General features: G+C 60.9%; 22 protein-coding genes and 1 pseudogene. 20 read left to right on the top strand and 3 right to left on the bottom strand.

Going from position 1 to position 21,415, the window contains the following annotated elements; translation table 11 throughout:
- Positions 1–166 precede the first annotated feature (166 nt).
- The 9 genes from argS (at position 167) to KGB20_RS17255 (ending at position 10,787) form a co-directional block, all read left to right on the top strand.
- Positions 167–1,903 carry an arginine--tRNA ligase gene (gene argS / locus KGB20_RS17295; RefSeq protein WP_102672218.1) on the top strand — a complete coding sequence of 579 codons (1,737 nt, stop codon included), beginning with the start codon at positions 167–169 and terminating at the stop codon, positions 1,901–1,903.
- Between the two features lies 1 nt (position 1,904).
- Complete coding sequence (locus KGB20_RS17290; protein ID WP_057712359.1) at positions 1,905–2,618, top strand: SPOR domain-containing protein; 714 nt, start codon at positions 1,905–1,907, stop codon at positions 2,616–2,618.
- Between the two features lie 233 nt (positions 2,619–2,851).
- Positions 2,852–3,382, top strand: a complete 531-nt coding sequence (gene hslV, locus KGB20_RS17285; protein WP_007975582.1) for an ATP-dependent protease subunit HslV — start codon at positions 2,852–2,854, stop codon at positions 3,380–3,382.
- Positions 3,383–3,436: 54 nt separating this feature from the next.
- Entirely contained in the window at positions 3,437–4,774 is a 1,338-nt protein-coding gene (hslU, locus tag KGB20_RS17280) for an HslU--HslV peptidase ATPase subunit (protein ID WP_150811968.1), read from the top strand.
- 213 nt (positions 4,775–4,987) lie between these two features.
- A complete protein-coding gene (locus KGB20_RS17275) occupies positions 4,988–5,359 on the top strand; it encodes a gamma-butyrobetaine hydroxylase-like domain-containing protein (RefSeq protein ID WP_057712361.1) in 372 nt (123 codons plus the stop codon).
- A 259-nt stretch (positions 5,360–5,618) separates the two neighbouring features.
- Positions 5,619–7,298 carry a class II poly(R)-hydroxyalkanoic acid synthase gene (gene phaC, locus KGB20_RS17270; protein ID WP_150811970.1) on the top strand — a complete coding sequence of 560 codons (1,680 nt, stop codon included), beginning with the start codon at positions 5,619–5,621 and terminating at the stop codon, positions 7,296–7,298.
- A 156-nt stretch (positions 7,299–7,454) separates the two neighbouring features.
- Entirely contained in the window at positions 7,455–8,309 is an 855-nt protein-coding gene (gene phaZ / locus KGB20_RS17265; protein WP_057712363.1) for a poly(3-hydroxyalkanoate) depolymerase, read from the top strand.
- Positions 8,310–8,424: 115 nt separating this feature from the next.
- Positions 8,425–10,107, top strand: coding sequence for a class II poly(R)-hydroxyalkanoic acid synthase (gene phaC, locus KGB20_RS17260; RefSeq protein ID WP_154910315.1), 1,683 nt, complete (start codon positions 8,425–8,427; stop codon positions 10,105–10,107).
- Positions 10,108–10,166: 59 nt separating this feature from the next.
- A complete protein-coding gene (locus KGB20_RS17255; RefSeq protein WP_057712365.1) occupies positions 10,167–10,787 on the top strand; it encodes a TetR/AcrR family transcriptional regulator in 621 nt (206 codons plus the stop codon).
- A gap of 192 nt (positions 10,788–10,979) precedes the next feature.
- Here the strand turns inward: KGB20_RS17255 and KGB20_RS17250 are convergent, their stop codons facing one another.
- The 3 genes from KGB20_RS17250 to KGB20_RS17240 all read right to left on the bottom strand — a co-directional run bounded on the left by KGB20_RS17250 (position 10,980) and on the right by KGB20_RS17240 (position 12,768).
- Entirely contained in the window at positions 10,980–11,816 is an 837-nt protein-coding gene (locus tag KGB20_RS17250; protein WP_154861190.1) for a phasin family protein, read from the bottom strand.
- A 10-nt stretch (positions 11,817–11,826) separates the two neighbouring features.
- Positions 11,827–12,249 carry a phasin family protein gene (locus KGB20_RS17245; RefSeq protein ID WP_057712367.1) on the bottom strand — a complete coding sequence of 141 codons (423 nt, stop codon included), beginning with the start codon at positions 12,247–12,249 and terminating at the stop codon, positions 11,827–11,829.
- A 243-nt stretch (positions 12,250–12,492) separates the two neighbouring features.
- Positions 12,493–12,768: a polyhydroxyalkanoic acid system family protein gene (locus KGB20_RS17240; RefSeq protein WP_150811973.1), complete on the bottom strand. Its 276-nt coding sequence runs from the start codon at positions 12,766–12,768 to the stop codon at positions 12,493–12,495.
- Positions 12,769–12,923: 155 nt separating this feature from the next.
- Here KGB20_RS17240 and ubiE point away from each other — a divergent pair, with 155 nt between their 5' ends.
- The 11 genes and pseudogenes from ubiE (at position 12,924) to KGB20_RS29320 (ending at position 21,112) form a co-directional block, all read left to right on the top strand.
- Entirely contained in the window at positions 12,924–13,694 is a 771-nt protein-coding gene (gene ubiE, locus KGB20_RS17235; protein ID WP_007975568.1) for a bifunctional demethylmenaquinone methyltransferase/2-methoxy-6-polyprenyl-1,4-benzoquinol methylase UbiE, read from the top strand.
- A complete protein-coding gene (locus KGB20_RS17230) occupies positions 13,694–14,317 on the top strand; it encodes an SCP2 domain-containing protein (RefSeq protein ID WP_057712368.1) in 624 nt (207 codons plus the stop codon). Before ubiE ends, KGB20_RS17230 begins: the two co-directional genes overlap by 1 nt.
- Positions 14,314–15,918 (top strand): ubiquinone biosynthesis regulatory protein kinase UbiB, encoded by a 1,605-nt coding sequence (gene ubiB / locus KGB20_RS17225; protein ID WP_154910313.1) that lies wholly within the window; start codon positions 14,314–14,316, stop codon positions 15,916–15,918. The genes KGB20_RS17230 and ubiB overlap by 4 nt, the downstream gene beginning before the upstream one ends.
- A gap of 81 nt (positions 15,919–15,999) precedes the next feature.
- Positions 16,000–16,401 carry a phosphoribosyl-AMP cyclohydrolase gene (gene hisI, locus KGB20_RS17220; protein WP_007989281.1) on the top strand — a complete coding sequence of 134 codons (402 nt, stop codon included), beginning with the start codon at positions 16,000–16,002 and terminating at the stop codon, positions 16,399–16,401.
- On the top strand, positions 16,394–16,726 hold the full coding sequence (locus KGB20_RS17215; protein WP_007975564.1) for a phosphoribosyl-ATP diphosphatase: 333 nt from the start codon (positions 16,394–16,396) through the stop codon (positions 16,724–16,726). The genes hisI and KGB20_RS17215 overlap by 8 nt, the downstream gene beginning before the upstream one ends.
- Positions 16,727–16,751: 25 nt before the next feature.
- The gene (locus tag KGB20_RS17210) at positions 16,752–17,024 is read left to right on the top strand and encodes a twin-arginine translocase TatA/TatE family subunit (protein ID WP_057712370.1); all 273 of its coding nucleotides are present in this window, start codon (positions 16,752–16,754) and stop codon (positions 17,022–17,024) included.
- 10 nt (positions 17,025–17,034) lie between these two features.
- Positions 17,035–17,478, top strand: coding sequence for a Sec-independent protein translocase protein TatB (gene tatB, locus KGB20_RS17205; RefSeq protein WP_150811974.1), 444 nt, complete (start codon positions 17,035–17,037; stop codon positions 17,476–17,478).
- Positions 17,475–18,269, top strand: a complete 795-nt coding sequence (tatC, locus tag KGB20_RS17200) for a twin-arginine translocase subunit TatC (RefSeq protein ID WP_057712372.1) — start codon at positions 17,475–17,477, stop codon at positions 18,267–18,269. Before tatB ends, tatC begins: the two co-directional genes overlap by 4 nt.
- Complete coding sequence (locus KGB20_RS17195; RefSeq protein WP_102672209.1) at positions 18,266–18,973, top strand: 16S rRNA (uracil(1498)-N(3))-methyltransferase; 708 nt, start codon at positions 18,266–18,268, stop codon at positions 18,971–18,973. Before tatC ends, KGB20_RS17195 begins: the two co-directional genes overlap by 4 nt.
- A gap of 222 nt (positions 18,974–19,195) precedes the next feature.
- Positions 19,196–20,257 (top strand): annotated as a pseudogene (locus KGB20_RS29325) (methyl-accepting chemotaxis protein); the annotation flags it as partial.
- Positions 20,240–21,112, top strand: a complete 873-nt coding sequence (locus KGB20_RS29320) for a methyl-accepting chemotaxis protein (RefSeq protein WP_371918066.1) — start codon at positions 20,240–20,242, stop codon at positions 21,110–21,112. The pseudogene KGB20_RS29325 and the gene KGB20_RS29320, both read left to right, overlap by 18 nt.
- The last annotated feature ends 303 nt before the right edge of the window (positions 21,113–21,415 follow it).

Raw genomic sequence — 21,415 nt, 5'->3', positions numbered from 1 at the left:
GAGCGGCGGTGCGACGATTCGACTTGCTCGCGAAGAGGCCCTAATTGTCACCACACATCCACATCCTGCCTGCTAAGGTTGGCAAGCCCGTCTTCGCAACGGATAATGCCCAGTTTTTCCACCAGCGCATGATGCGCCGCCGCACCTGCGGTCGAAAGAGAAGACCATGAAAGACACCATTCGCCAGCTGATCCAACAAGCCATCACCCAACTCGTCAACGAAGGTGTGTTGCCTGAAGGCCTGTCGCCGGCGATCCAGGTGGAAAACTCCCGCGACAAGAAGAACGGCGATTTCGCCAGCAACATCGCCATGATGCTGGCCAAGCCCGCCGGCATGAAGCCCCGCGACCTGGCGGAAAAAATCATCGCCGCCCTGCCGGCTGACGAAAATGTCGCCAAGACCGAAATCGCCGGCCCGGGCTTCCTGAACTTCTTCCAGAACACCGACGCCCTGGCCGCACGCCTGGACGCGGCCCTGGCCGACACCCACATCGGCGTGCGCAAGGCCGGCCCGGTGCAGCGCACCGTGGTCGACCTGTCGGCGCCGAACCTGGCCAAGGAGATGCACGTCGGTCACCTGCGCTCGACCATCATCGGCGACGGCGTGGCCCGCGTGCTGGAGTTCCTCGGCGACACCGTGATCCGTCAGAACCACGTCGGCGACTGGGGCACCCAGTTCGGCATGCTGATGGCTTACCTGCAGGAAAACCCGATCACCAGCGACGAGCTGTCGGACCTGGAGAACTTCTACCGTGCCGCCAAGCAACGCTTCGACGAATCCGAAGAGTTCGCCGACCGTGCCCGTGGCCTGGTGGTCAAGTTGCAGGCCGGCGACGCCGATTGCCTGGCCCTGTGGACCAAGTTCAAGGACATCTCGCTGTCCCACTGCCAGAAGATCTACGAACTGCTCAACGTTAAACTGACCATGGCCGACGTGATGGGCGAAAGCGCCTACAACGACGACCTGATCAACGTGGTCAACGACTTGAAGGCCGCAGGCATGCTGGTCGAGAGCAACGGCGCCCAGTGCGTGTTCCTCGACGAGTTCAAGAACGCCGACGGCGACCCGCTGCCGGTGATCATCGTCAAGGCTGACGGCGGCTACCTCTACGCCACCACCGACCTGGCGGCCGTGCGCTACCGCAGCGGCAAGCTCAAGGCCGATCGTGCGCTGTACTTCGTCGACCAGCGTCAGGCCCTGCACTTCCAGCAAGTGTTCGCCGTGGCGCGCAAGGCCGGTTTCGTGACCCATCCGATGGAAATGGAACACATGGGCTTCGGCACCATGAACGGCGCGGACGGTCGTCCGTTCAAAACCCGTGATGGCGGCACCGTGAAGCTGATCGACCTGCTGACCGAAGCCCAGGAGCGCGCCTACACCCTGGTCAAGGACAAGAACCCGGAACTTGCCGAAGCCGAGTTGCGCAACATCGCCAAGGTGGTGGGCATCGGCGCAGTGAAGTACGCCGACCTGTCCAAGCACCGCACCAGCGACTACAGCTTCAACTTCGACCTGATGCTCAACTTCGAAGGCAACACCGCGCCGTACCTGCTGTACGCCTACACCCGCGTGGCCGGCGTGTTCCGCAAGCTCGGCAAGGACTTCAGCGAAGTCGAAGGCCAGATCGTCCTCGAAGCGGCGCACGAACATGAACTGGCGGCGAAGCTTGCGCAGTTCGGTGAAATCCTGAACAACGTGTCCGAAAAAGGCACCCCGCACATCCTTTGCACTTACCTGTACGACGTCGCCGGCCTGTTCTCCAGCTTCTACGAGAACTGCCCGATCCTCGCCGCCGATACCCCGGCACAAATGCAGAGCCGCCTGCGCCTCGCCGCGCTGACCGGACGCACCCTCAAGCAAGGCCTGGAACTCTTGGGCCTGGAAACTCTGGAGCGTATGTAAGTTGGCTGCCAAGAAAAAACCTGCACCCAAGCGTGGCGCCAGCCGTTACCAAGCTCCTGCAAAGCAACCGATTCCGGGTTGGTTGTGGATGGTCATCGGCCTCACGGTCGGTGCGTTCCTTGTGTTCTTGATGAAACTGGAGCCGGGCAAGGGCAGCGACACGGTCAAGCGTGAAAAGGTCGAGCAACAGCAACAGCAGAAAGCCAGCAAGATCGCCGAGGCCAACAAGACCCCGCCGAGCCCGACGCAACCGGTGAAGCCGAAGTACGACTTCTACACCTTGCTGCCGGAATCGGAAGTCATCGTGCCGCCGGATGCCGTGCCGGAAAAAACCCTGCCGACGCCGCAAGTGCCTGCCATCCCGACCACGCCGGTCACCCCGGCCGAAGCGGCGAAGATCGACACCGCACGGGCCCAGGCTGCCTTGGCCGGGATTACTCCGCCTCCTGCACCACCGGTCAAGGCTGCGCCTGTGACGAAGTTTTTCCTGCAGGCTGGCTCGTTCCGCAAAGAGACTGATGCGGACAAGGTGCGGGCGCAGATCATCCTGCTGGGCCAGGCCGTGGCGGTTGAGTCCGGCACGGTGAAAGACGAAACCTGGTATCGGGTTCTGGTCGGTCCGTTCAGCAACCGCGAGCAACTGACCACCGCGCAGAAACAATTGGCGGGCGCAGGCTTCAGCAATTTGTTGTTACAACAACGCCAGAGCCGCTGATCGATTGCCCCAGACACCGCGTCATCGTTCTTCGCGAGCAAGCCCGCTCCCACATTCGACCGCATTCCAATGTGGGAGCGGGCTTGCTCGCGAAGGCGCCCTGGTAAACACCACAGACTCCATCTGACTCACACCGCTCGTCCCCCGCCGCGTCCTACAGTTGAAATCCACTCCAGCACCCCCATATGAATGGGCATAAGGCATTTTCGCCCCGCTGCGTGGAGACTCTTCCCTTGACCACCATCGTTTCAGTTCGCCGCCACGGCAAAGTCGTCATGGGCGGCGACGGCCAGGTTTCCCTTGGTAATACCGTGATGAAAGGCAACGCGAAAAAAGTTCGCCGCCTGTACCACGGTCAGGTCATCGCCGGTTTTGCCGGTGCCACCGCCGACGCCTTTACCCTCTTCGAACGTTTCGAAGGCCAGCTTGAAAAACACCAGGGTCACCTGGTGCGCGCCGCCGTCGAGCTCGCCAAAGAATGGCGCACCGACCGCTCCCTGAGCCGCCTTGAAGCCATGCTCGCGGTCGCCAACAAGGACGCCTCCCTGATCATCACCGGCAACGGCGATGTGGTTGAGCCCGAAGACGGCCTGATCGCCATGGGTTCCGGTGGCGCCTACGCCCAGGCCGCGGCCAGCGCGCTGCTGAAAAAAACCGACCTGTCAGCCCGGGAAATCGTCGAAACCGCCCTCGGTATCGCCGGCGACATCTGTGTATTCACCAACCACACCCAGACCATTGAGGAGCAGGACTGCGCCGAGTAAGCCCGTGCAGCCATCGCACCACGGCTCATTCTTGCTTGAGGTCCACTGAATATTATGTCCATGACTCCCCGTGAAATCGTCCACGAACTCAACCGCCACATCATCGGCCAGGACGATGCCAAGCGCGCCGTCGCCATTGCCCTGCGCAACCGCTGGCGCCGCATGCAGCTGCCTGAAGAGCTGCGCGTTGAAGTAACGCCGAAGAACATCCTGATGATCGGCCCGACCGGCGTCGGTAAAACCGAGATCGCCCGTCGCCTGGCCAAACTGGCCAATGCACCGTTCATCAAGGTCGAAGCGACCAAGTTCACCGAAGTCGGCTATGTCGGCCGCGACGTCGAATCGATCATTCGTGACCTGGCCGATGCTGCGATCAAGCTGCTGCGCGAGCAGGAAATCGTCAAGGTTCGCCACCGCGCCGAAGACGCCGCCGAAGAGCGCATCCTCGACGCCCTGCTGCCACCGGCACGCATGGGCTTCAGCAGCGACGACGCCCCGACTGCCGACTCCAACACCCGCCAGCTGTTCCGCAAGCGCCTGCGCGAAGGTCAGCTGGATGACAAGGAGATCGAAATCGAGGTCGCCGAAATGACCGGCGTCGATATCTCCGCGCCACCGGGCATGGAAGAAATGACCAACCAGTTGCAAAGCCTGTTTGCCAACATGGGCAAGGGCAAGAAGAAAGCCCGCAAGCTCAAGGTCAAGGAAGCGCTCAAGCTGGTGCGCGACGAAGAAGCCGGTCGCCTGGTCAACGATGAAGAGTTGAAGGCCAAGGCCCTGGAAGCGGTCGAGCAGCACGGCATCGTGTTCATCGACGAAATCGACAAGGTCGCCAAGCGTGGCAATTCCGGTGGCGTCGATGTGTCCCGCGAAGGCGTGCAGCGCGACCTGCTGCCGCTGATCGAAGGCTGCACCGTCAACACCAAGCTGGGCATGGTCAAGACCGACCACATCCTGTTCATTGCTTCGGGTGCGTTCCACCTGAGCAAGCCGAGCGACCTGGTGCCCGAGCTGCAAGGCCGTCTGCCGATCCGTGTCGAACTCAAGGCCCTGACCCCTGAGGATTTCGAACGCATCCTCAGCGAGCCTCACGCCTCGCTCACCGAGCAATACTGCGCTCTGCTGAAAACCGAAGGCCTGGGCATCGAGTTCCAGCCGAGCGGCATCAAGCGCATCGCGGAGATCGCCTGGCAGGTCAACGAGAAAACCGAAAACATCGGTGCCCGTCGCCTGCACACCCTGCTCGAGCGCCTGCTCGAAGAGGTGTCGTTCAGCGCCGGCGACCTGGCCAGCGCCCATGACGACAAGGTGATCCAGATCGACGCCGACTACGTCAACAGCCACCTGGGCGAATTGGCGCAGAACGAAGACCTGTCCCGTTATATCCTGTAAGCCATACTTACAGCGATAGAGATCCTGTGGGAGCGAGCCTGTGGCGAGGGGGCTTGCCCCCGTTGGGGCGCGAAGCGCACCTAAAACCAGCCACCGCGATCCTGAATCAGAATGCGGTGATCGGTTTTACGACTGCTTCGCAGTCGAACGGGGGCAAGCCCCCTCGCCACAGGCTCGCTCCCACAAGGTTCTGCACAAGACGGACATCTGGCCATGATCCCCACCGACATCAAGCTGCACAAAGCCTCGAAAACCCTGACGCTCAAATACGCGTCCGGCGAGGAGTACACCCTGCCCGCCGAGTTCTTGCGCGTGCACTCTCCTTCCGCCGAGGTCCAGGGCCACGGCAAACCCATCCTGCAATTTGGCAAGATCAACGTAGGACTGACCAAGGTAGAACCCGCCGGTCAGTACGCACTGAAATTGACCTTCGACGACGGCCACGACAGCGGCTTGTTCACCTGGGAATATCTGTACGAGCTGGGGCGACGTTATGACGCACTCTGGGAAGATTATCTGGCCGAGCTAAAAGCCGCCGGAAAAACCCGCGACCCGAACGAATCCGTCGTCAGACTGATGCTCTAATCCGAGCCTCTTGCTCTTTAGAGGGCATTTTCTAATTTCATCTGTTTGAATGCTCCGCTCCAGGGCCGCCGATTGGCCTGCTTGCGAAAAAAATTAAACTCGGGTAACCAATGGAACTGGCAAGTTCCCTGCAGTGCTCTCTGCATTAAAAAAGCAGCGATGCAGTATTAACGGTCACCCCGAGCAGTAGTACCTGGCATTGGCTGTGTGACTACACAGCAGGACCCGGTACTCGTCTCAGGACAATGGAGCGTCGTAGATGAGTAACAAGAATAACGATGACTTGAAGAGTCAAGCCTCGGAAAACACCTTGGGGCTGAATCCTGTCGTTGGACTGCGTGGAAAGGATCTACTGGCTTCTGCTCGAATGGTGCTCAGGCAGGCCATCAAGCAACCGATTCACAGCGCCAGGCATGTCGCTCATTTCGGACTGGAACTCAAGAACGTGCTGCTCGGCAAATCCGAGCTGCTACCGACCAGCGATGACCGTCGTTTCGCGGATCCGGCCTGGAGCCAGAACCCGCTCTACAAACGTTATCTGCAAACCTACCTGGCGTGGCGCAAGGAACTCCACGACTGGATCGACGACAGCAACCTGCCGGCCAAGGACGTCAGCCGCGGGCACTTCGTGATCAACCTCATGACCGAGGCCTTCGCGCCGACCAACACGGCGGCCAACCCGGCGGCGGTCAAGCGCTTCTTCGAAACCGGTGGCAAGAGCCTGCTCGACGGTCTCTCGCACCTGGCCAAGGACCTGGTGCATAACGGCGGCATGCCGAGCCAGGTCAACATGGGTGCATTCGAGGTCGGCAAGACCCTTGGTGTGACCGAGGGCGCGGTGGTCTTTCGCAACGACGTGCTGGAGCTGATCCAGTACAAGCCGATCACCGAGCAGGTGCATGAACGCCCACTGCTGGTGGTACCGCCGCAGATCAACAAGTTCTACGTTTTCGACCTGAGCCCGGAAAAGAGCCTGGCGCGGTTCTGCCTGCGCAACAACATGCAGACCTTCATCGTCAGCTGGCGCAACCCGACCAAGGAGCAGCGCGAGTGGGGCCTGTCGACCTACATCGAAGCGCTCAAGGAAGCGGTTGATGTGGTCACCGCCATCACCGGCAGCAAAGACGTGAACATGCTCGGTGCCTGCTCCGGCGGCATCACCTGCACCGCGCTGCTGGGCCACTACGCGGCAATCGGCGAGAACAAGGTCAACGCCCTGACCCTGCTGGTCAGCGTGCTCGACACCACCCTGGACAGCGACGTAGCCCTGTTCGTCGACGAGCAAACCCTGGAAGCCGCCAAGCGCCAGTCGTACCAGGCCGGTGTACTCGAAGGTCGCGACATGGCGAAAGTCTTCGCCTGGATGCGCCCCAACGACCTGATCTGGAACTACTGGGTCAACAACTACCTGTTGGGCAACGAGCCGCCGGTATTCGACATTCTGTTCTGGAACAACGACACCACCCGGTTGCCCGCCGCGTTCCATGGCGACCTGATCGAGATGTTCAAAAGTAACCCGTTGACCCGTGCCGATGCACTGGAAGTGTGCGGTACGCCGATCGATCTGAAGAAGGTCACCGCCGACATCTTCTCGCTGGCCGGCACCAGCGACCACATTACCCCGTGGCGCTCCTGCTACAAGTCGGCGCAACTGTTCGGGGGCAACGTTGAATTCGTGCTGTCCAGCAGCGGACACATCCAGAGCATTCTGAACCCGCCGGGCAATCCGAAATCGCGCTACATGACCAGCACTGAAATGCCCGTCAATGCCGATGACTGGCAGGAAGAGTCGACCAAGCACGCCGACTCCTGGTGGCTGCATTGGCAGGCGTGGCAGGCACAGCGTTCGGGCAACCTGAAAAAAGCACCGGCAAAACTGGGCAACAAGGCCTACCCGGAAGGGGAAGCCGCACCGGGCACTTACGTGCATGAGCGGTAACTGACACACCTCGCCCTACTGTGGGAGCGGGCTTGCTCGCGAAAGCGATAGATCATTCAACATTGATGTCGATTGACCTGACGCATTCGCGAGCAAGCCCGCTCCCACAAGGGGATCGAGGAAGAATTTGAGAAAGCGACCCACAGGGCCAGAAGCATGCCGCAACCCTTCATTTTCCGTACCGTCGATCTGGATGGCCAGACGCTCCGCACGGCGGTACGCCCCGGCAAGCCTCACTTGACGCCCCTGCTGATTTTCAACGGCATCGGCGCCAACCTGGAGCTGGTGTTCCCGTTCATCGCGGCACTGGACCCGGACCTGGAAGTCATCGCCTTCGACGTACCCGGCGTCGGCGGTTCGTCGACACCAAACCGGCCGTATCGTTTTCCGAGCCTTGCGAAGCTCACAGCGCGGATGCTCGACTATCTCGACTACGGACAGGTCAACGTCATCGGCGTGTCCTGGGGGGGCGCCCTGGCTCAACAGTTCGCCTACGACTATCCGGAGCGCTGCAAGAAACTCGTGCTGGCGGCAACGGCGGCGGGTGCGGTGATGGTACCGGGCAAGCCGAAAGTGCTGTGGATGATGGCCAGCCCGCGACGCTACATCCAACCGTCCCACGTGATCCGCATTGCGCCGATGATCTACGGCGGCGCTTTCCGTCGCGACCCGACGCTGGCCGCGAGCCATGCGGCCAAGGTGCGTTCAGCGGGCAAGCTCGGATACTACTGGCAGCTGTTCGCCGGCCTCGGCTGGACCAGCATCCACTGGTTGCACAAGATCCGCCAGCCGACCCTGGTACTGGCCGGCGACGATGACCCGCTGATCCCGTTGGTCAACATGCGCTTGCTGGCCTGGCGGATCCCCAACGCCCAGTTGCACATCATCGATGACGGGCATTTGTTCCTGATTACCCGGGCCGAAGCGGTGGCCCCGATCATCATGAAATTCCTGGAGGAGGAGCGCCAGCGCGCGGTGATGCATCCGCGTCCGGCGCCATTGGGCAGCTAAACCGCTGCGTCAGCGGCCGGCAGGACGCCACGCCGCGCAACAACCCGTTACAGCGTCTATGGTGTTCTGGTTCGGTGTGTTTGTTTTTAGCCTGAAGACGAAGGAGTGTTGACTCATGCGCGAGAAACCAGCGAGGGATTCCTTACCGACTCCCGCCGCGTTCATCAATGCACAGAGTGCGATTACCGGCCTGCGCGGTCGGGATCTGTTATCGACCCTGCGTAGTGTGGCCGCCCATGGCTTGCGCAATCCGGTGCACAGTGCCCGACATGCCCTCAAACTCGGCGGCCAACTTGGTCGTGTGCTGCTGGGCGAAACCCTGCACCCGACCAACCCGCAGGACGCTCGCTTCACCGATCCGGCATGGAGCCTCAACCCGTTTTATCGGCGCAGCCTGCAGGCTTATCTTAGCTGGCAGAAACAGGTCAAGAGCTGGATCGACGAGAGCGACATGAGCCCGGACGACCGCGCCCGTGCCCACTTTGCGTTCACCTTGCTCAACGACGCCGTATCACCCTCCAACACCCTGCTCAATCCACTGGCGGTCAAGGAGCTCTTCAATTCCGGCGGTAACAGCCTGGTACGTGGCATCAGCCATTTGGTGGACGATCTGCTGCACAACGACGGCCTGCCCCGGCAAGTCACCAAGCAAGCATTCGAGGTTGGCAAGACGGTCGCCACCTCCATCGGAGCCGTGGTGTTTCGCAACGAACTGCTGGAGTTGATCCAGTACAAACCGATGAGCGAAAAGCAGTATTCCAAGCCCCTGCTGGTGGTGCCGCCACAAATCAACAAGTACTACATTTTCGACCTGAGCCCCCACAACAGCTTCGTCCAGTACGCGCTGAAAAACGGCCTTCAAACCTTCATGATCAGCTGGCGCAACCCGGATGTGCGTCACCGCGAATGGGGGCTCTCGACCTACGTAGAAGCCGTAGAAGAGGCCATGAATGTCTGCCGGGCGATCACCGGCGCACGGGAGGTCAACCTGATGGGCGCTTGCGCCGGCGGTCTGACCATCGCCGCGCTGCAAGGACACCTGCAGGCCAAACGGCAGCTGCGCAGGGTGTCCAGCGCAACTTACCTGGTGAGCCTGCTCGACAGCCAGATGGACAGCCCCGCAACGCTGTTCGCCGACGAACAGACTCTGGAAGCCGCCAAACGCCGCTCCTATCAGAAAGGTGTACTGGACGGCCGCGACATGGCCAAGGTCTTCGCCTGGATGCGCCCCAACGATTTGATCTGGAGCTACTTCGTCAACAACTACCTGTTGGGCAAGGAGCCACCGGCGTTCGACATTCTCTACTGGAACAACGACAACACGCGCCTGCCGGCCGCCCTGCATGGTGACCTGCTGGACTTCTTCAAGCACAACCCGCTGACTCACCCGGGCGGCCTGGAAGTGTGTGGCACGCCGATCGACTTGCAGAAGGTCACCGTCGACAGCTTCAGCGTCGCCGGCATCAACGATCACATCACGCCGTGGGACGCGGTGTATCGCTCGACGCTGTTGCTCGGTGGCGAGCGGCGCTTCGTGCTGTCCAACAGCGGCCATGTGCAGAGCATCCTCAACCCGCCGAGCAACCCGAAAGCCAACTACGTCGAGAACGACAAATTCAGCAGCGACCCACGGGCCTGGTACTACGACGCCAAGCGTGTCGATGGCAGTTGGTGGACCCAATGGCTTGGCTGGATTCAGGAACGCTCCGGTGCGCAGAAGGAAACCCACATGGCGCTCGGCAACCAGAACTATCCACCGATGGAGGCAGCACCCGGTACTTACGTGCGCGTGCGCTGACGTTCAACGAGCCACGGCCACTGTCGGCCGTGGCAAGACCCGATCATTAAGAAGACTGGATGAAAACCCGCGACCGGATCCTCGAATGTGCCCTGCAGTTGTTCAATCAGAAGGGCGAACCGAATGTCTCCACCATGGAAGTTGCCAATGAGATGGGCATCAGCCCGGGCAACCTCTACTACCACTTCCACGGCAAGGAGCCTCTGATTCTCGGGCTGTTCGAGCGTTTCCAGGGCGAACTGGCTCCCTTGCTCGATCCACCGGCCGATGCCGAACTGGCACCCGAAGAATACTGGCTGTTCCTGCACCTGATCGTCGAACGCCTGTCCCACTACCGGTTCCTGTTCCAGGATCTGTCGAACCTCGCCGGGCGCCTGCCGAAACTGGCCAAGGGCATTCGCAATCTGCTCAATGCACTCAAGCGCACACTGGCGTCGCTGCTGGCACGATTGAAGGCGCAAGGGCTGCTGGTCAGCGATACCCAGGCACTGGGGCAACTGGTGGAGCAGATCACCATGACGTTGCTTTTCTCACTGGACTATCAGCGGATTCTTGATCGTCAGGGCGAGGTGCGATTGGTGGTTTACCAGATCATGATGCTGGTGGCGCCGCACCTGCTGCCATCGATGAAGGCTGCGACCGAACAGATGGCGATGGAGTACCTGGAAGACCACGAATAACCCTGACACCCACCAACCCTGTGGGAGCGAGCTTGCTCGCGATGGCGGCGAATCAGCCAACATCAATGTTGAATGTGATGGCCTCATCGCGAGCAAGCTCGCTCCCACATTGGGCTTGTGTCGGTCAGAGATTCGCACACAAACAAAAACGCCCGACCTTCACAGGCCGGGCGTTTTCTTGAGCCCTGAAAATCAGGACTGACTGGTTGGCGTCGATGGAGCTGGCGCGACAGTCGGGGTGACCGCAGGGGTCGGTGCGGTAGCGGAGTTCGAAGCGCTGACCGGAGCTGCCGGCGTTGCCGGTTTGGCAGCTGCCACTGCTGGTTTTGGCGCGGCGGCCTTTGGAGCTGCCGGCTTTTTCACCGCTGGTTTTTTCGCCGCAGCGGGTTTGGCCGCTGCAGTTTTCGCAGCTGGCTTGGCGGCCGGTTTAGCCGCTGGTTTGGCGGCGGCTTTTGCAGCCACCGGCTTGGCTGCAGGTTTGGCTGCGGCCGGTTTGGCGGCTGCAGTTTTAGCCGCAGGCTTGGCAGCAGGTTTAGCCGCTGCTTTTGCCAGTGGCTTGGCTGCGGTTTTGGCAGCAGGTTTGGCTGCCGCGGTTTTCGCCGCAACAGGCGCAACCTTGGCACCGGTCAGTTTTTCGATTTGCTTGGTCAGGGTTTCGACCTTGCTGTGCAGTGCCTTGACCTCGTTGCGGCTCGGTACGCCCAGACGCGAAATGGCGCTGTTCAGACGCTTGTCGAAAGCACCTTCCAGCTCATCCCACTTGCCCAGTGCGCGATCTTTCACGCCGCTGATGCGCGACTTGGCCGAAGAAGCGGAGTCCTTGGCGGCGTCGACAGTCTTGCCAACAGCGCTCTTGGTGAGCTTCTCGGCTTTCTCGCCGTCCTTAACCAATGCATCGAAGAGTTTGCTGCCGTCAGTGTCGATCTTCGAGTACACGCCTAAACCAGCCAGCCAGATTTTTCGGGAGTAATCTTCAACCTTCCCGATCCACGAGCTGCCTTCTTTTTCGGTTTTCTTTTTAACAGCCATCCCGTTCTCCTTAAGATTTACGCGCGACACGTTCGAGCAATGCCGTCAGCTCATCGAGCTTAGCAGAGAGTGTCTCAACGTCATGTTTAGACGGAATACCGATACGATTCAAGGTACTTGCGACACGCGTGTCGAACGCCTTCTCGACCTTGTCGAGTTGAACCTCGACCTTGCCTTTGAAAGTGCTGACTTCACTCTTGGCTTCATCGATCTCGGCATTGGCCGCTTCAAGCTTCTCAGCGACTACCTTTTTGCCTTTCTTTTCAACAACCTGACCAGCCTTGATCAGCTCCTGAAAGTACTCGCTGCCCTCTTGGCCGACCTTGGCGTAGGCACCCAGGCCTGCCAGCCAGATCTTGCGGGCATAGGATTTGACGTCGCCCAGCGTGCCGGTCGACGGGTCGATTTTTTTCTTCAAAATAACTTTGGCCATGGTGCACCTCACGCGCAGAAGGTTTGAGGAACTGCCCGGGAAAGTGTCGGGCTCTGGCACAAAGTAGGGAGAAAAATTAGAAACGGCACCCTAACAACTGACATAAACAGCAGAGGCACCACAAAACAAATGTGGGAGCGGGCTTGCTCGCGAAGGCAGTGTGTCAGTCGACATAAATGCTCAATGACATACCGCTTTCGCGAGCAAGCCCGCTCCCACAGGAGATGTGATTTCATTCGGAAATCAGGCCAGGGCCTTGTCGAGTGCCTTTTCGATTTCCGCTTTGATCATGCCGCTCATGGCCGACATCATCAGGCCCAGTTCCACGTCGACCTTGATCGAATCTTCACTGACATGCACCGCACCCTTCACACCCGAGCGCTTGAGGTTGAGGGTGTCGCCGGACCACTGCGGCTCCAGGCCATACTGATCGGAAAGTTTCTGCGCCAGCTTGTCGGCCTTCTCGCGAGCTGCTTCCTTACCCAGGCCATGGGCACGTTCAACACTAATACGGGCCATCAAATGACTCCTGCTTTATGGATGCTTTCCCGAGGCATCTTGACCTCTGCTGCGTCAAAACGTCCCGATGGTTGCCCATCTTACCTTCAGCCTTGCCAAGACAAAGCATGCCTTGGGGATTAGAATGTCGCGCATTCTCTTTTGGTGACAGCGATATGACTGATCAGCGCAAAGGCAGCGATGCCGAACCCACCACTCACTTCGGCTTCAAAAACGTTCCGGAAAGCCAGAAAGCGGAAAAAGTCGCTGAGGTTTTCCACTCGGTAGCCGCCAAGTACGACCTGATGAACGACCTTCTGTCGGGCGGCATGCACCGTCTGTGGAAGCGTTTCGCGATCGAACTGTCGGGCGTTCGTGCCGGTAACCGCGTGCTCGACATCGCCGGCGGCACTGGCGACCTGACCAGAAAATTCTCGCACCTGGTAGGCCCTACCGGCCAGGTCGTGTTGGCCGACATCAACGAATCCATGCTCAAGGTCGGTCGTGACCGCCTCCTGGACCTCGGTGTGGCCGGCAACGTCGAATTCGTCCAGGCCGACGCGGAAAAACTGCCGTTCCCGGACAACCATTTCGACTGCGTGACCATCGCCTTCGGCCTGCGCAACGTGACCCACAAGGAAGATGCCCTGCGCTCGATGCTGCGCGTGCTCAAGCCGGGCGGCCGCTTGTTGGTACTGGAGTTCTCCAAGCCGACCAACGCACTGATGTCCAAGGCCTACGATGCTTACTCGTTCGCCTTCATGCCGCTGATGGGCAAGCTGATCACCAACGACTCGGAAAGCTATCGCTACCTGGCCGAATCGATCCGCATGCACCCGAACCAGGAAACCCTGAAGTCGATGATGGTCGAGGCCGGTTTCGACCGCGTGACCTATCACAACATGACCGCAGGCATCGTTGCCCTGCACCGCGGCATCAAGCCCTGATGCTGCTCGCCGGCCTGCTCGCCAGCGTTGAACTCGGCCTGAACCGGGTGCTGCGTCTCGACAGCACGGCGCTGCCGCGGCTGGCGCATTTGACCGGCAAAGTGATTGCCGTCGATTGCCGCAGCCCGGTGCTGCAACTGTTCATCCTGCCCAGCGACGAAGGCCTGATGCTCGCCTCCCAGTGGGAAACCGGCGCCGACTGCACCTTGCGTGCACCGGCCTCGAGCCTGTTGAAACTGGCGATGAGCAAGGACAAGACCTCGGTCCTGCACGCCCCTGAAGTCGAACTCGACGGCGACAGCGGCGTGCTGCTGGAACTGGCGGCGATCCTCCAGGACCTGGAGCTGGATTGGGAGTACGAACTCTCGCGCTGGCTGGGACCTGTGGCCACGCAACTGGTCGGCGGTCACCTGCGCAGCCGCGCCCGCTGGTATCAGCAAGGGTTCGCCAGCCTCAACCAGAACCTGGGCGAATACCTGGCCGAAGAATCGCGCACCCTCGTCGGTCAGCGCGAAGCCGAAGCGCGATTCAGTGAACTGGACCAGATCAAGCTTGATCTTGAACGTCTCGAGGCGCGTTTCGAGCGCCTTTCCCGATCCCTCGACCCAAGCGATAACGCATGAAGCTGCTTGCCGTCCGCCGTCTGTTGCGCATCCAGCGCGTCGTGATCCGCTACCGCCTCGATGACCTGCTGTTCGCCCTGCCGCTGCCCTGGTTCTTACGGGCGCTGCGTTACGCCTTGCCGTGGCGCTGGTTTCCGCGCAAGACCCTGGACCTGAGCCGTGGCGCGCGTTTGCGCCTGGCGTTGCAGGACCTGGGGCCGATCTTCATCAAGTTCGGGCAGATCCTGTCCACTCGCCGCGACCTGTTGCCCGAGGACATCGCCGACGAACTGATGAAGCTGCAGGACCGCGTACCGCCATTCGACTCGCAAGTGTCGGTCAAGCTGATCGAAGAACAGCTGGGCAAGAAAATCAGCGAAGTCTTCAGCCGTTTCGACGTCGAACCGCTGGCCTCGGCCTCGGTGGCGCAGGTGCACGCCGCGCAACTGAAAACCGGTGAAGAAGTGGTGGTCAAGGTGATCCGCCCGGGCCTCAAACCGGTGATTGCCCAGGACCTGGCGTGGCTGTTCATCCTCGCCCGCGCCGCCGAAAAACTCTCGGCCGATGCGCGCCTGCTGCACCCGGTGGACGTGGTCAGCGATTATGAAAAAACCATCTACGACGAACTCGACCTGCTGCGCGAGGCGGCCAACGCCAGCCAGTTGAAGCGCAACTTCGACGGCTCGCCGCTGCTGTACGTCCCGCAAGTCTATTGGGACTGGTGCCGGCCGAAAGTGCTGGTGATGGAACGCATCTACGGTATTCAGGTTACCGATCTGGCGACTCTGGCCGACCAGCGCACGGACATGAAAATGCTCGCCGAGCGTGGCGTGGAGATTTTCTTCACCCAGGTGTTCCGCGACAGTTTCTTCCACGCCGACATGCACCCCGGCAACATTTTCGTCAGCACCGTGAATCCGTGGAGCCCGCAGTACATTGCGATCGACTGCGGCATCGTCGGCAGCCTGACCCCGGAAGACCAGGATTACCTGGCGCGCAACCTGTTCGCCTTCTTCAAGCGCGATTACCGTCGCGTGGCGCAGTTGCACATCGATTCGGGCTGGGTGCCGGCGGAAACCAAGCTCAACGAATTCGAAGCGGCGATCCGTACCGTGTGCGAGCCGATCTTCGAAAAACCGTTAAAAGATATTTCCTTCGGTCAGGTGCTGATGCGCCTGTTCCAGACTGCGCGCCGCTTCAACATGGAAGTGCAGCCACAGCTGGTCCTGCTGCAAAAAACCCTGTTGAACATCGAAGGCCTGGGCCGTCAGCTGTACCCGGACCTCGATCTGTGGAACACCGCTCAGCCATTCCTCGAACGCTGGATGCGCGAGCGGGTCAGCCCCAAAGCCCTGCTCGGCAACGTGCACAGCCAGTTCGAACAGATCCCGCACCTGGCCAACATGGCCCGCGACCTGCTCGAACGCATGTCCCAACCCCACGCCTACGACCCGCCGCCACCGTGGCATCGACGCCGTGACGACTGGTTCCTGCGCCTGCTCGGTACGGCCCATCTGGCCGGTGGCGCCGTCCTTGCCGCTGGCGGACCGCTGAACCAGTTGGCCTATTGGCCGGCGGGAATCATGATGGCGGTCGGTTTGTATCTGGTCGTGCGCCGATAGCCAGTTGTGTGAACGACTGGCACACTGTTTGAACGCCTGAGCTCGGCTATTGAAGTGTCGAGCCCGCTGTCGGAGTCGAAGATGAAAAACTGGCTGGACGAGATCAAGTGGGACGCTGACGGCCTGGTGCCGGCCATTGCCCAGGATCACAAGACCGGGCGCGTCCTGATGATGGCCTGGATGAACCGCGAAGCACTGGAACTGACCGCTGCCGAGAACCGTGCCATTTACTGGTCACGTTCCCGTGGCAAGCTGTGGCGCAAGGGCGAAGAGTCCGGCCACGTGCAAACCCTGCACGAGATGCGCCTGGACTGCGACGCCGACGTCATCATCCTGATGGTCGAACAGATCGGTGACATCGCCTGTCATACCGGCCGCCAGAGCTGCTTCTACCGCGTCTATGAGAACGGCGACTGGACAACCGTCGACCCGGTCCTGAAAGATCCGCACGCCATCTATTCCGCAGGGCACAAACATGAGTGACACTCTCACCCGCCTCGCCGAGGTACTGGAGGAGCGCAAAGGCGCCGCCGCCGACAGCTCGTATGTCGCCAGCCTGTACCACAAGGGCTTGAACAAGATTCTGGAAAAAGTCGGCGAAGAGTCGGTCGAAACCATCATCGCCGCCAAGGACGCCGCCGTCAGCGGCGACTGCAGCGATGTGATCTACGAAACCGCCGACCTGTGGTTCCACAGCATGGTCATGCTCGCCCAATTGGGGCAGCATCCACAGGCTGTACTCGATGAACTGGACCGTCGTTTCGGTCTCTCCGGACACGCCGAGAAAGCCTCGCGCCCGTCCGCCTGAATAACTATTAGAGAGGAGCAGCAGCATGGGCATTTTTGACTGGAAACACTGGGTCGTCATCCTGGTTGTCGTGGTACTGGTGTTCGGCACCAAGAAACTGAAAAACCTCGGCACTGACGTCGGCGAGTCGATCAAGGGCTTCCGCAAAGCCATGAACGACGATGAAAAACCGGCCGACCCGAACGCGACCCCGGCCCAACCGGTTCCTCCGGTTCAGCCACAGGCATCCGTGAACCAGCCGCACACCATCGACGTGCAGGCACAGAAAGTCGAAGAGCCGATCCGCAAAGACGTGTGAGCACTGACTAATGTTTGGTATCAGCTTCTCTGAACTGCTGCTCGTCGGCCTCGTCGCCCTGCTGGTGCTGGGTCCCGAGCGCTTGCCGGGCGCTGCGCGCACCGCCGGCCTGTGGGTCGGGCGCCTGAAGCGCAGCTTCAACGCAATCAAACAGGAAGTTGAACGTGAAATCGGTGCCGACGAGATTCGTCGGCAACTGCACAACGAGCACATCCTGTCGCTTGAGCAGGAGGCGCGGAAAATCTTCACGCCGACCCAGCAGGAGCCGACGCCGGTGGAACATGTGGGTACGCAGACGATTCTTGCGCCTGCCGCGGCTGTCGACCCGACACCTGCTCCGACGGCGGAACCTGCGCCTGTTGTGGCAGCGATGCCGGTTGAACCCGTTGCTCCAGCCGCCGCGCCGACAACGCCAGCGCCCAATGACACCACTTTGCCGCCGCGAGCCCCATGAGCGATCTCCCTGAAAACGACCAGCACATGCCGCTGGTTTCGCACCTCACCGAGTTGCGTACCCGTCTGCTGCGCTGCGTAGCGGCGATCTTCATCATCTTTGCCGGGCTGTTCGCCTTCACCCAGCAGATCTACACCTTCGTCTCCACGCCGTTGCGCGCATACCTGCCCGCTGGCGCGACGATGATTGCCACTGACGTGTCGTCGCCGTTCCTGACGCCACTGAAGCTGACGATGATGGTCTCGCTGTTCCTGGCCATTCCGGTGATCCTGCACCAGATCTGGGGTTTCATCGCCCCCGGCCTGTACAAGCATGAAAAGCGCATCGCCGTGCCCTTGCTGGTCTCCAGCATCTTTCTGTTCTACGCCGGCATGGCCTTCGCCTATTTCCTGGTGTTCCCGCTGATCTTCAAGTTCTTCGCTGCCGCCACCCCGGCCGGCGTGGAAATGATGACCGACATCACCAGTTACCTCGATTTCGTCATGACGTTGTTCTTCGCCTTTGGCGTAGCGTTCGAGATTCCGGTGGCCGTGGTGCTGCTGGTGTGGATCGGCGTGGTCGATGTCAAATACCTGAAGAAAATCCGTCCGTACGTGATCATCGGCTGCTTCGTGGTCGGCATGATCCTGACGCCGCCGGACATCTTCTCGCAGACCCTGCTGGCCGTTCCGATGTGGCTGTTGTTCGAGATCGGCATCCTGTTCGGCAGCCTGATCAGCAAGCGCGGCGACCACCCGGAAGACCAACCGGCTGACGATCACAACGACCAGCCGCCAGCGACCCAAGCGTGAACCTGCTGCTCCTCGAAGAGGCCGATTTCATTGCGGCCGACCGCGCGATCCTGCGTGATCGCCGGTTGACCCACATGCAGGAAGTCCACCGCTGCGAAGTCGGTGACAGCATGCGCGTCGGGCGAATCGGCGGCTTGATGGGTTCGGCCGAAGTACTGCGCCTGGACGCCGACGAAGCGGAATTGCGCGTCACCCTCGACCAGCCACCACCGGCCAAGCTGCCATTGACCCTGGTATTGGCCCTGCCAAGGCCCAAGATGCTGCGCAGGGTGTTCCAGACCGTGGCGGCCATGGGTGTGCCACGGGTCGTGCTGGTCAACAGCTATCGCGTCGAGAAGAGCTTCTGGCAGACCCCGTTCCTGGAGCCAGAGGCGATTCGCGAGCAGTTAATCCTCGGCCTGGAACAGGCGCGGGACAGCGTGTTGCCGGAAGTCGTGATCGAGAAGCGCTTCAAGCCCTTCGTCGAAGACCGTCTGCCCGCGATGACCGAAGGCACCCTCGGCCTGGTGGGGCATCCGGGCAATTACCCGCCCTGCCCTCGCGCACTCAGCGAACCGGTGACCCTGGCCATCGGCCCAGAGGGTGGCTGGATTCCCTACGAGATCGACCTGCTGGGCAAATCCGGTCTGCAACCGGTGCAACTGGGCGAGCGCATCCTTCGCGTCGAAACCGCCGTGACCGCGCTGCTGGCACGCCTCTTTTAAATCCAGACACTGTCCCTGTGGGAGCGAGCTTGCTCGCGATAGCGGATTAACAGTCGACATCCATGTTGCCTGACACAACGCCATCGCGAGCAAGCTCGCTCCCACAGGTCAACATTTGCCACAGATGATCACTTGCCCGTACATCGGGAGTCACCTACAGAATCCAGCCCTCCTGCCGATACACCCCCCATAAAACCAAATTGTGGTCCGGGGAGTTTCAGCATGTACCAATGGCTAGCCGAGAATCTGGGAAACGTCAGCGTCAAACGCAAGCTGGGGATCGGCTTCGGTCTGGTGCTGCTGCTGACCCTGCTGATCACCTTCACCGGCTGGAGCGGCCTGAGCGGCGTGACCAGCCGCGGCGATAAGCTGGGGTTCATCGCCAGCCTCAACGACCTGACCAAGGACCTGCGCATTGCACGCCAGGATTACGAAATGCGTCGCGGCGAACAAGGTCCCGGCGCCGTCAACGATCTGTTGGGCAAACTCGAAAGCGGCCTGCAGACCGCCCGAGGCCTGATCGAGCAACCGGCCGATACGGCCATGGTCGATCAACAACTGGCCGCTGTCGCCGAATACCGCCGCGCCTTCAACGACATGACCCAGGCCGGCGCCCAGCGTGAAGACGCCCGCAGCAAACTCGGCGCCACTGCCGACAATGCCGTGGCCCGCGTCGCCGAAGTGGAAAAATCCATGCTGCAAGGTGACAGCGTAGCGGCGTTCAACAGCGTGATCGACCTGAGCAAACTGATCCAGCAAGCGCGCTTCCAGGTTCGCGGCTACACCTACAGCGGTAAGAGCGAAGCCGAACAGCCAGCCCTCGACGCGATCGACAACGCCCTGAAGAACCTCGAGAGTTTGCCGACCAAACTGCCCGAAGAACACATCGCCAACCTGCAACAGGCAACTGACTCGCTGAAGGCCTATCGCGCCGCCGTCAGCCAGTTCCGCGACTCCCAGGTGGCCAGCGCCAAGGCCCTGGCACGCATGTCCACCCAAGGCGACATCCTGTTGGACATGAGCCAGAAACTCACCGTCTCGCAAACCGTCGTGCGTGACACCGACGCCGCCCATGCCAAGAACATGCTGACCCTCGCCACCGTGCTGGCCATCGCCTTCGGCCTGCTGGCCGCCTGGGCGATCACCCGACAGATCATCATTCCATTGAACCAGACCCTGATCGTGGCCCAGCGCGTCGCCAGTGGCGACCTGACGCACAACCTGACATCGCAGCGCCGCGACGAACTCGGCCAGTTGCAGCGGGCCATGCAAAGCATGACCCAAGGTCTGCGCGAACTGATCGGCGGCATCAGCGATGGCGTCACGCAGATCGCCAGCGCCGCTGAAGAGCTGTCTGCCGTCACCGAGCAGACCAGCGCCGGGGTCAACAGTCAGAAGGTCGAAACCGATCAGGTCGCAACCGCCATGAACGAAATGGCCGCCACCGTGCAGGAAGTTGCGCGCAACGCCGAAGAAGCCTCCGAAGCCGCCGTCGCCGCCGATCAGCAGGCCCGGGAGGGCGACAAAGTCGTCGGCGAAGCCATCGCCCAGATCGAACGCCTGGCCGCGGAAGTCGGTCACTCCACCGAGGCCATGGGCGAACTCAAGCGCGAAAGCGACAAGATCGGCAGCGTGCTCGACGTGATCAAGTCCGTGGCCCAGCAAACCAACCTGCTGGCTCTCAACGCCGCGATTGAAGCCGCCCGTGCCGGTGAGGCCGGGCGCGGTTTTGCCGTGGTCGCCGACGAAGTCCGCAGCCTGGCCCAGCGCACACAGAAGTCCACCGAAGAGATCGAGGAACTGATCGTAGGCCTGCAAAACGGCACCCAGCAAGTGGCGACCATCATGGACAACAGCCGCACCCTGACCGACAGCAGCGTCGAACTGACCCGCCGCGCCGGTGGCTCACTGGAAAGCATCACCCGCACGGTGTCGGCGATCCAGGCGATGAACCAGCAGATCGCCGCGGCTGCCGAACAGCAAAGCGCCGTGGCGGAGGAGATCAACCGCAGTGTGCTGAATGTGCGTGACGTGTCGGATCAGACCTCGGCAGCCAGTGAAGAGACCGCGGCGTCCAGCGTTGAGCTGGCGCGGTTGGGGACGCATTTGCAGATGCTGGTGGGCAAGTTCAGGGTTTGAGGTGATCCGTATGCCTCGGCCTACTAAAGACCGAGGTGATGCCTTCGCGGGCAAGCCCGCTCCCACAGGGGCTCGACAGTGTTGCGTTAATCGCATGAACGTCAAAGTGAAAGCGATCGACCAGACGCTGCAGTTACAGAATCGGGTGCAAGCTCAAGAACAAACTTCAAGCCATAAAAATGTATGGTCAGCCCATCTCCTGCAACCCCATGGGCTGTTTTCGGTAAAGCTGGCTTGCGCTAATGTATCCGGGCTCGTAGTGAGCGTTGCGCTAACAACGCTCGGCCCTCGATGAGTAGCCGC

It is taken from the genome of Pseudomonas sp. BF-R-30 (assembly GCF_019956175.1).
GTDB lineage: Bacteria > Pseudomonadota > Gammaproteobacteria > Pseudomonadales > Pseudomonadaceae > Aquipseudomonas > Aquipseudomonas jessenii.
This window is presented reverse-complemented; position numbering and strand designations above follow the sequence as displayed.

Bases quoted from the DNA above. Each gene is read 5' to 3' on its own strand.
- ubiE (WP_007975568.1), top strand. From the start codon at position 12,924: ATGACTGATCAGCGCAAAGGCAGCGATGCCGAACCCACCACTCACTTC.
- phaC (WP_154910315.1), top strand. From the start codon at position 8,425: ATGCGCGAGAAACCAGCGAGGGATTCCTTACCGACTCCCGCCGCGTTC.
- ubiB (WP_154910313.1), top strand. From the start codon at position 14,314: ATGAAGCTGCTTGCCGTCCGCCGTCTGTTGCGCATCCAGCGCGTCGTG.
- tatC (WP_057712372.1), top strand. From the start codon at position 17,475: ATGAGCGATCTCCCTGAAAACGACCAGCACATGCCGCTGGTTTCGCAC.
- hslU (WP_150811968.1), top strand. From the start codon at position 3,437: ATGTCCATGACTCCCCGTGAAATCGTCCACGAACTCAACCGCCACATC.
- KGB20_RS17245 (WP_057712367.1), bottom strand. From the start codon at position 12,249: ATGGCCAAAGTTATTTTGAAGAAAAAAATCGACCCGTCGACCGGCACG.
- argS (WP_102672218.1), top strand. From the start codon at position 167: ATGAAAGACACCATTCGCCAGCTGATCCAACAAGCCATCACCCAACTC.
- hisI (WP_007989281.1), top strand. From the start codon at position 16,000: ATGAAAAACTGGCTGGACGAGATCAAGTGGGACGCTGACGGCCTGGTG.
- KGB20_RS17230 (WP_057712368.1), top strand. From the start codon at position 13,694: ATGCTGCTCGCCGGCCTGCTCGCCAGCGTTGAACTCGGCCTGAACCGG.
- KGB20_RS29320 (WP_371918066.1), top strand. From the start codon at position 20,240: ATGCAAAGCATGACCCAAGGTCTGCGCGAACTGATCGGCGGCATCAGC.
- KGB20_RS17250 (WP_154861190.1), bottom strand. From the start codon at position 11,816: ATGGCTGTTAAAAAGAAAACCGAAAAAGAAGGCAGCTCGTGGATCGGG.
- phaZ (WP_057712363.1), top strand. From the start codon at position 7,455: ATGCCGCAACCCTTCATTTTCCGTACCGTCGATCTGGATGGCCAGACG.
- KGB20_RS17255 (WP_057712365.1), top strand. From the start codon at position 10,167: ATGAAAACCCGCGACCGGATCCTCGAATGTGCCCTGCAGTTGTTCAAT.
- KGB20_RS17210 (WP_057712370.1), top strand. From the start codon at position 16,752: ATGGGCATTTTTGACTGGAAACACTGGGTCGTCATCCTGGTTGTCGTG.
- tatB (WP_150811974.1), top strand. From the start codon at position 17,035: ATGTTTGGTATCAGCTTCTCTGAACTGCTGCTCGTCGGCCTCGTCGCC.
- phaC (WP_150811970.1), top strand. From the start codon at position 5,619: ATGAGTAACAAGAATAACGATGACTTGAAGAGTCAAGCCTCGGAAAAC.
- KGB20_RS17275 (WP_057712361.1), top strand. From the start codon at position 4,988: ATGATCCCCACCGACATCAAGCTGCACAAAGCCTCGAAAACCCTGACG.
- KGB20_RS17240 (WP_150811973.1), bottom strand. From the start codon at position 12,768: ATGGCCCGTATTAGTGTTGAACGTGCCCATGGCCTGGGTAAGGAAGCA.
- KGB20_RS17215 (WP_007975564.1), top strand. From the start codon at position 16,394: ATGAGTGACACTCTCACCCGCCTCGCCGAGGTACTGGAGGAGCGCAAA.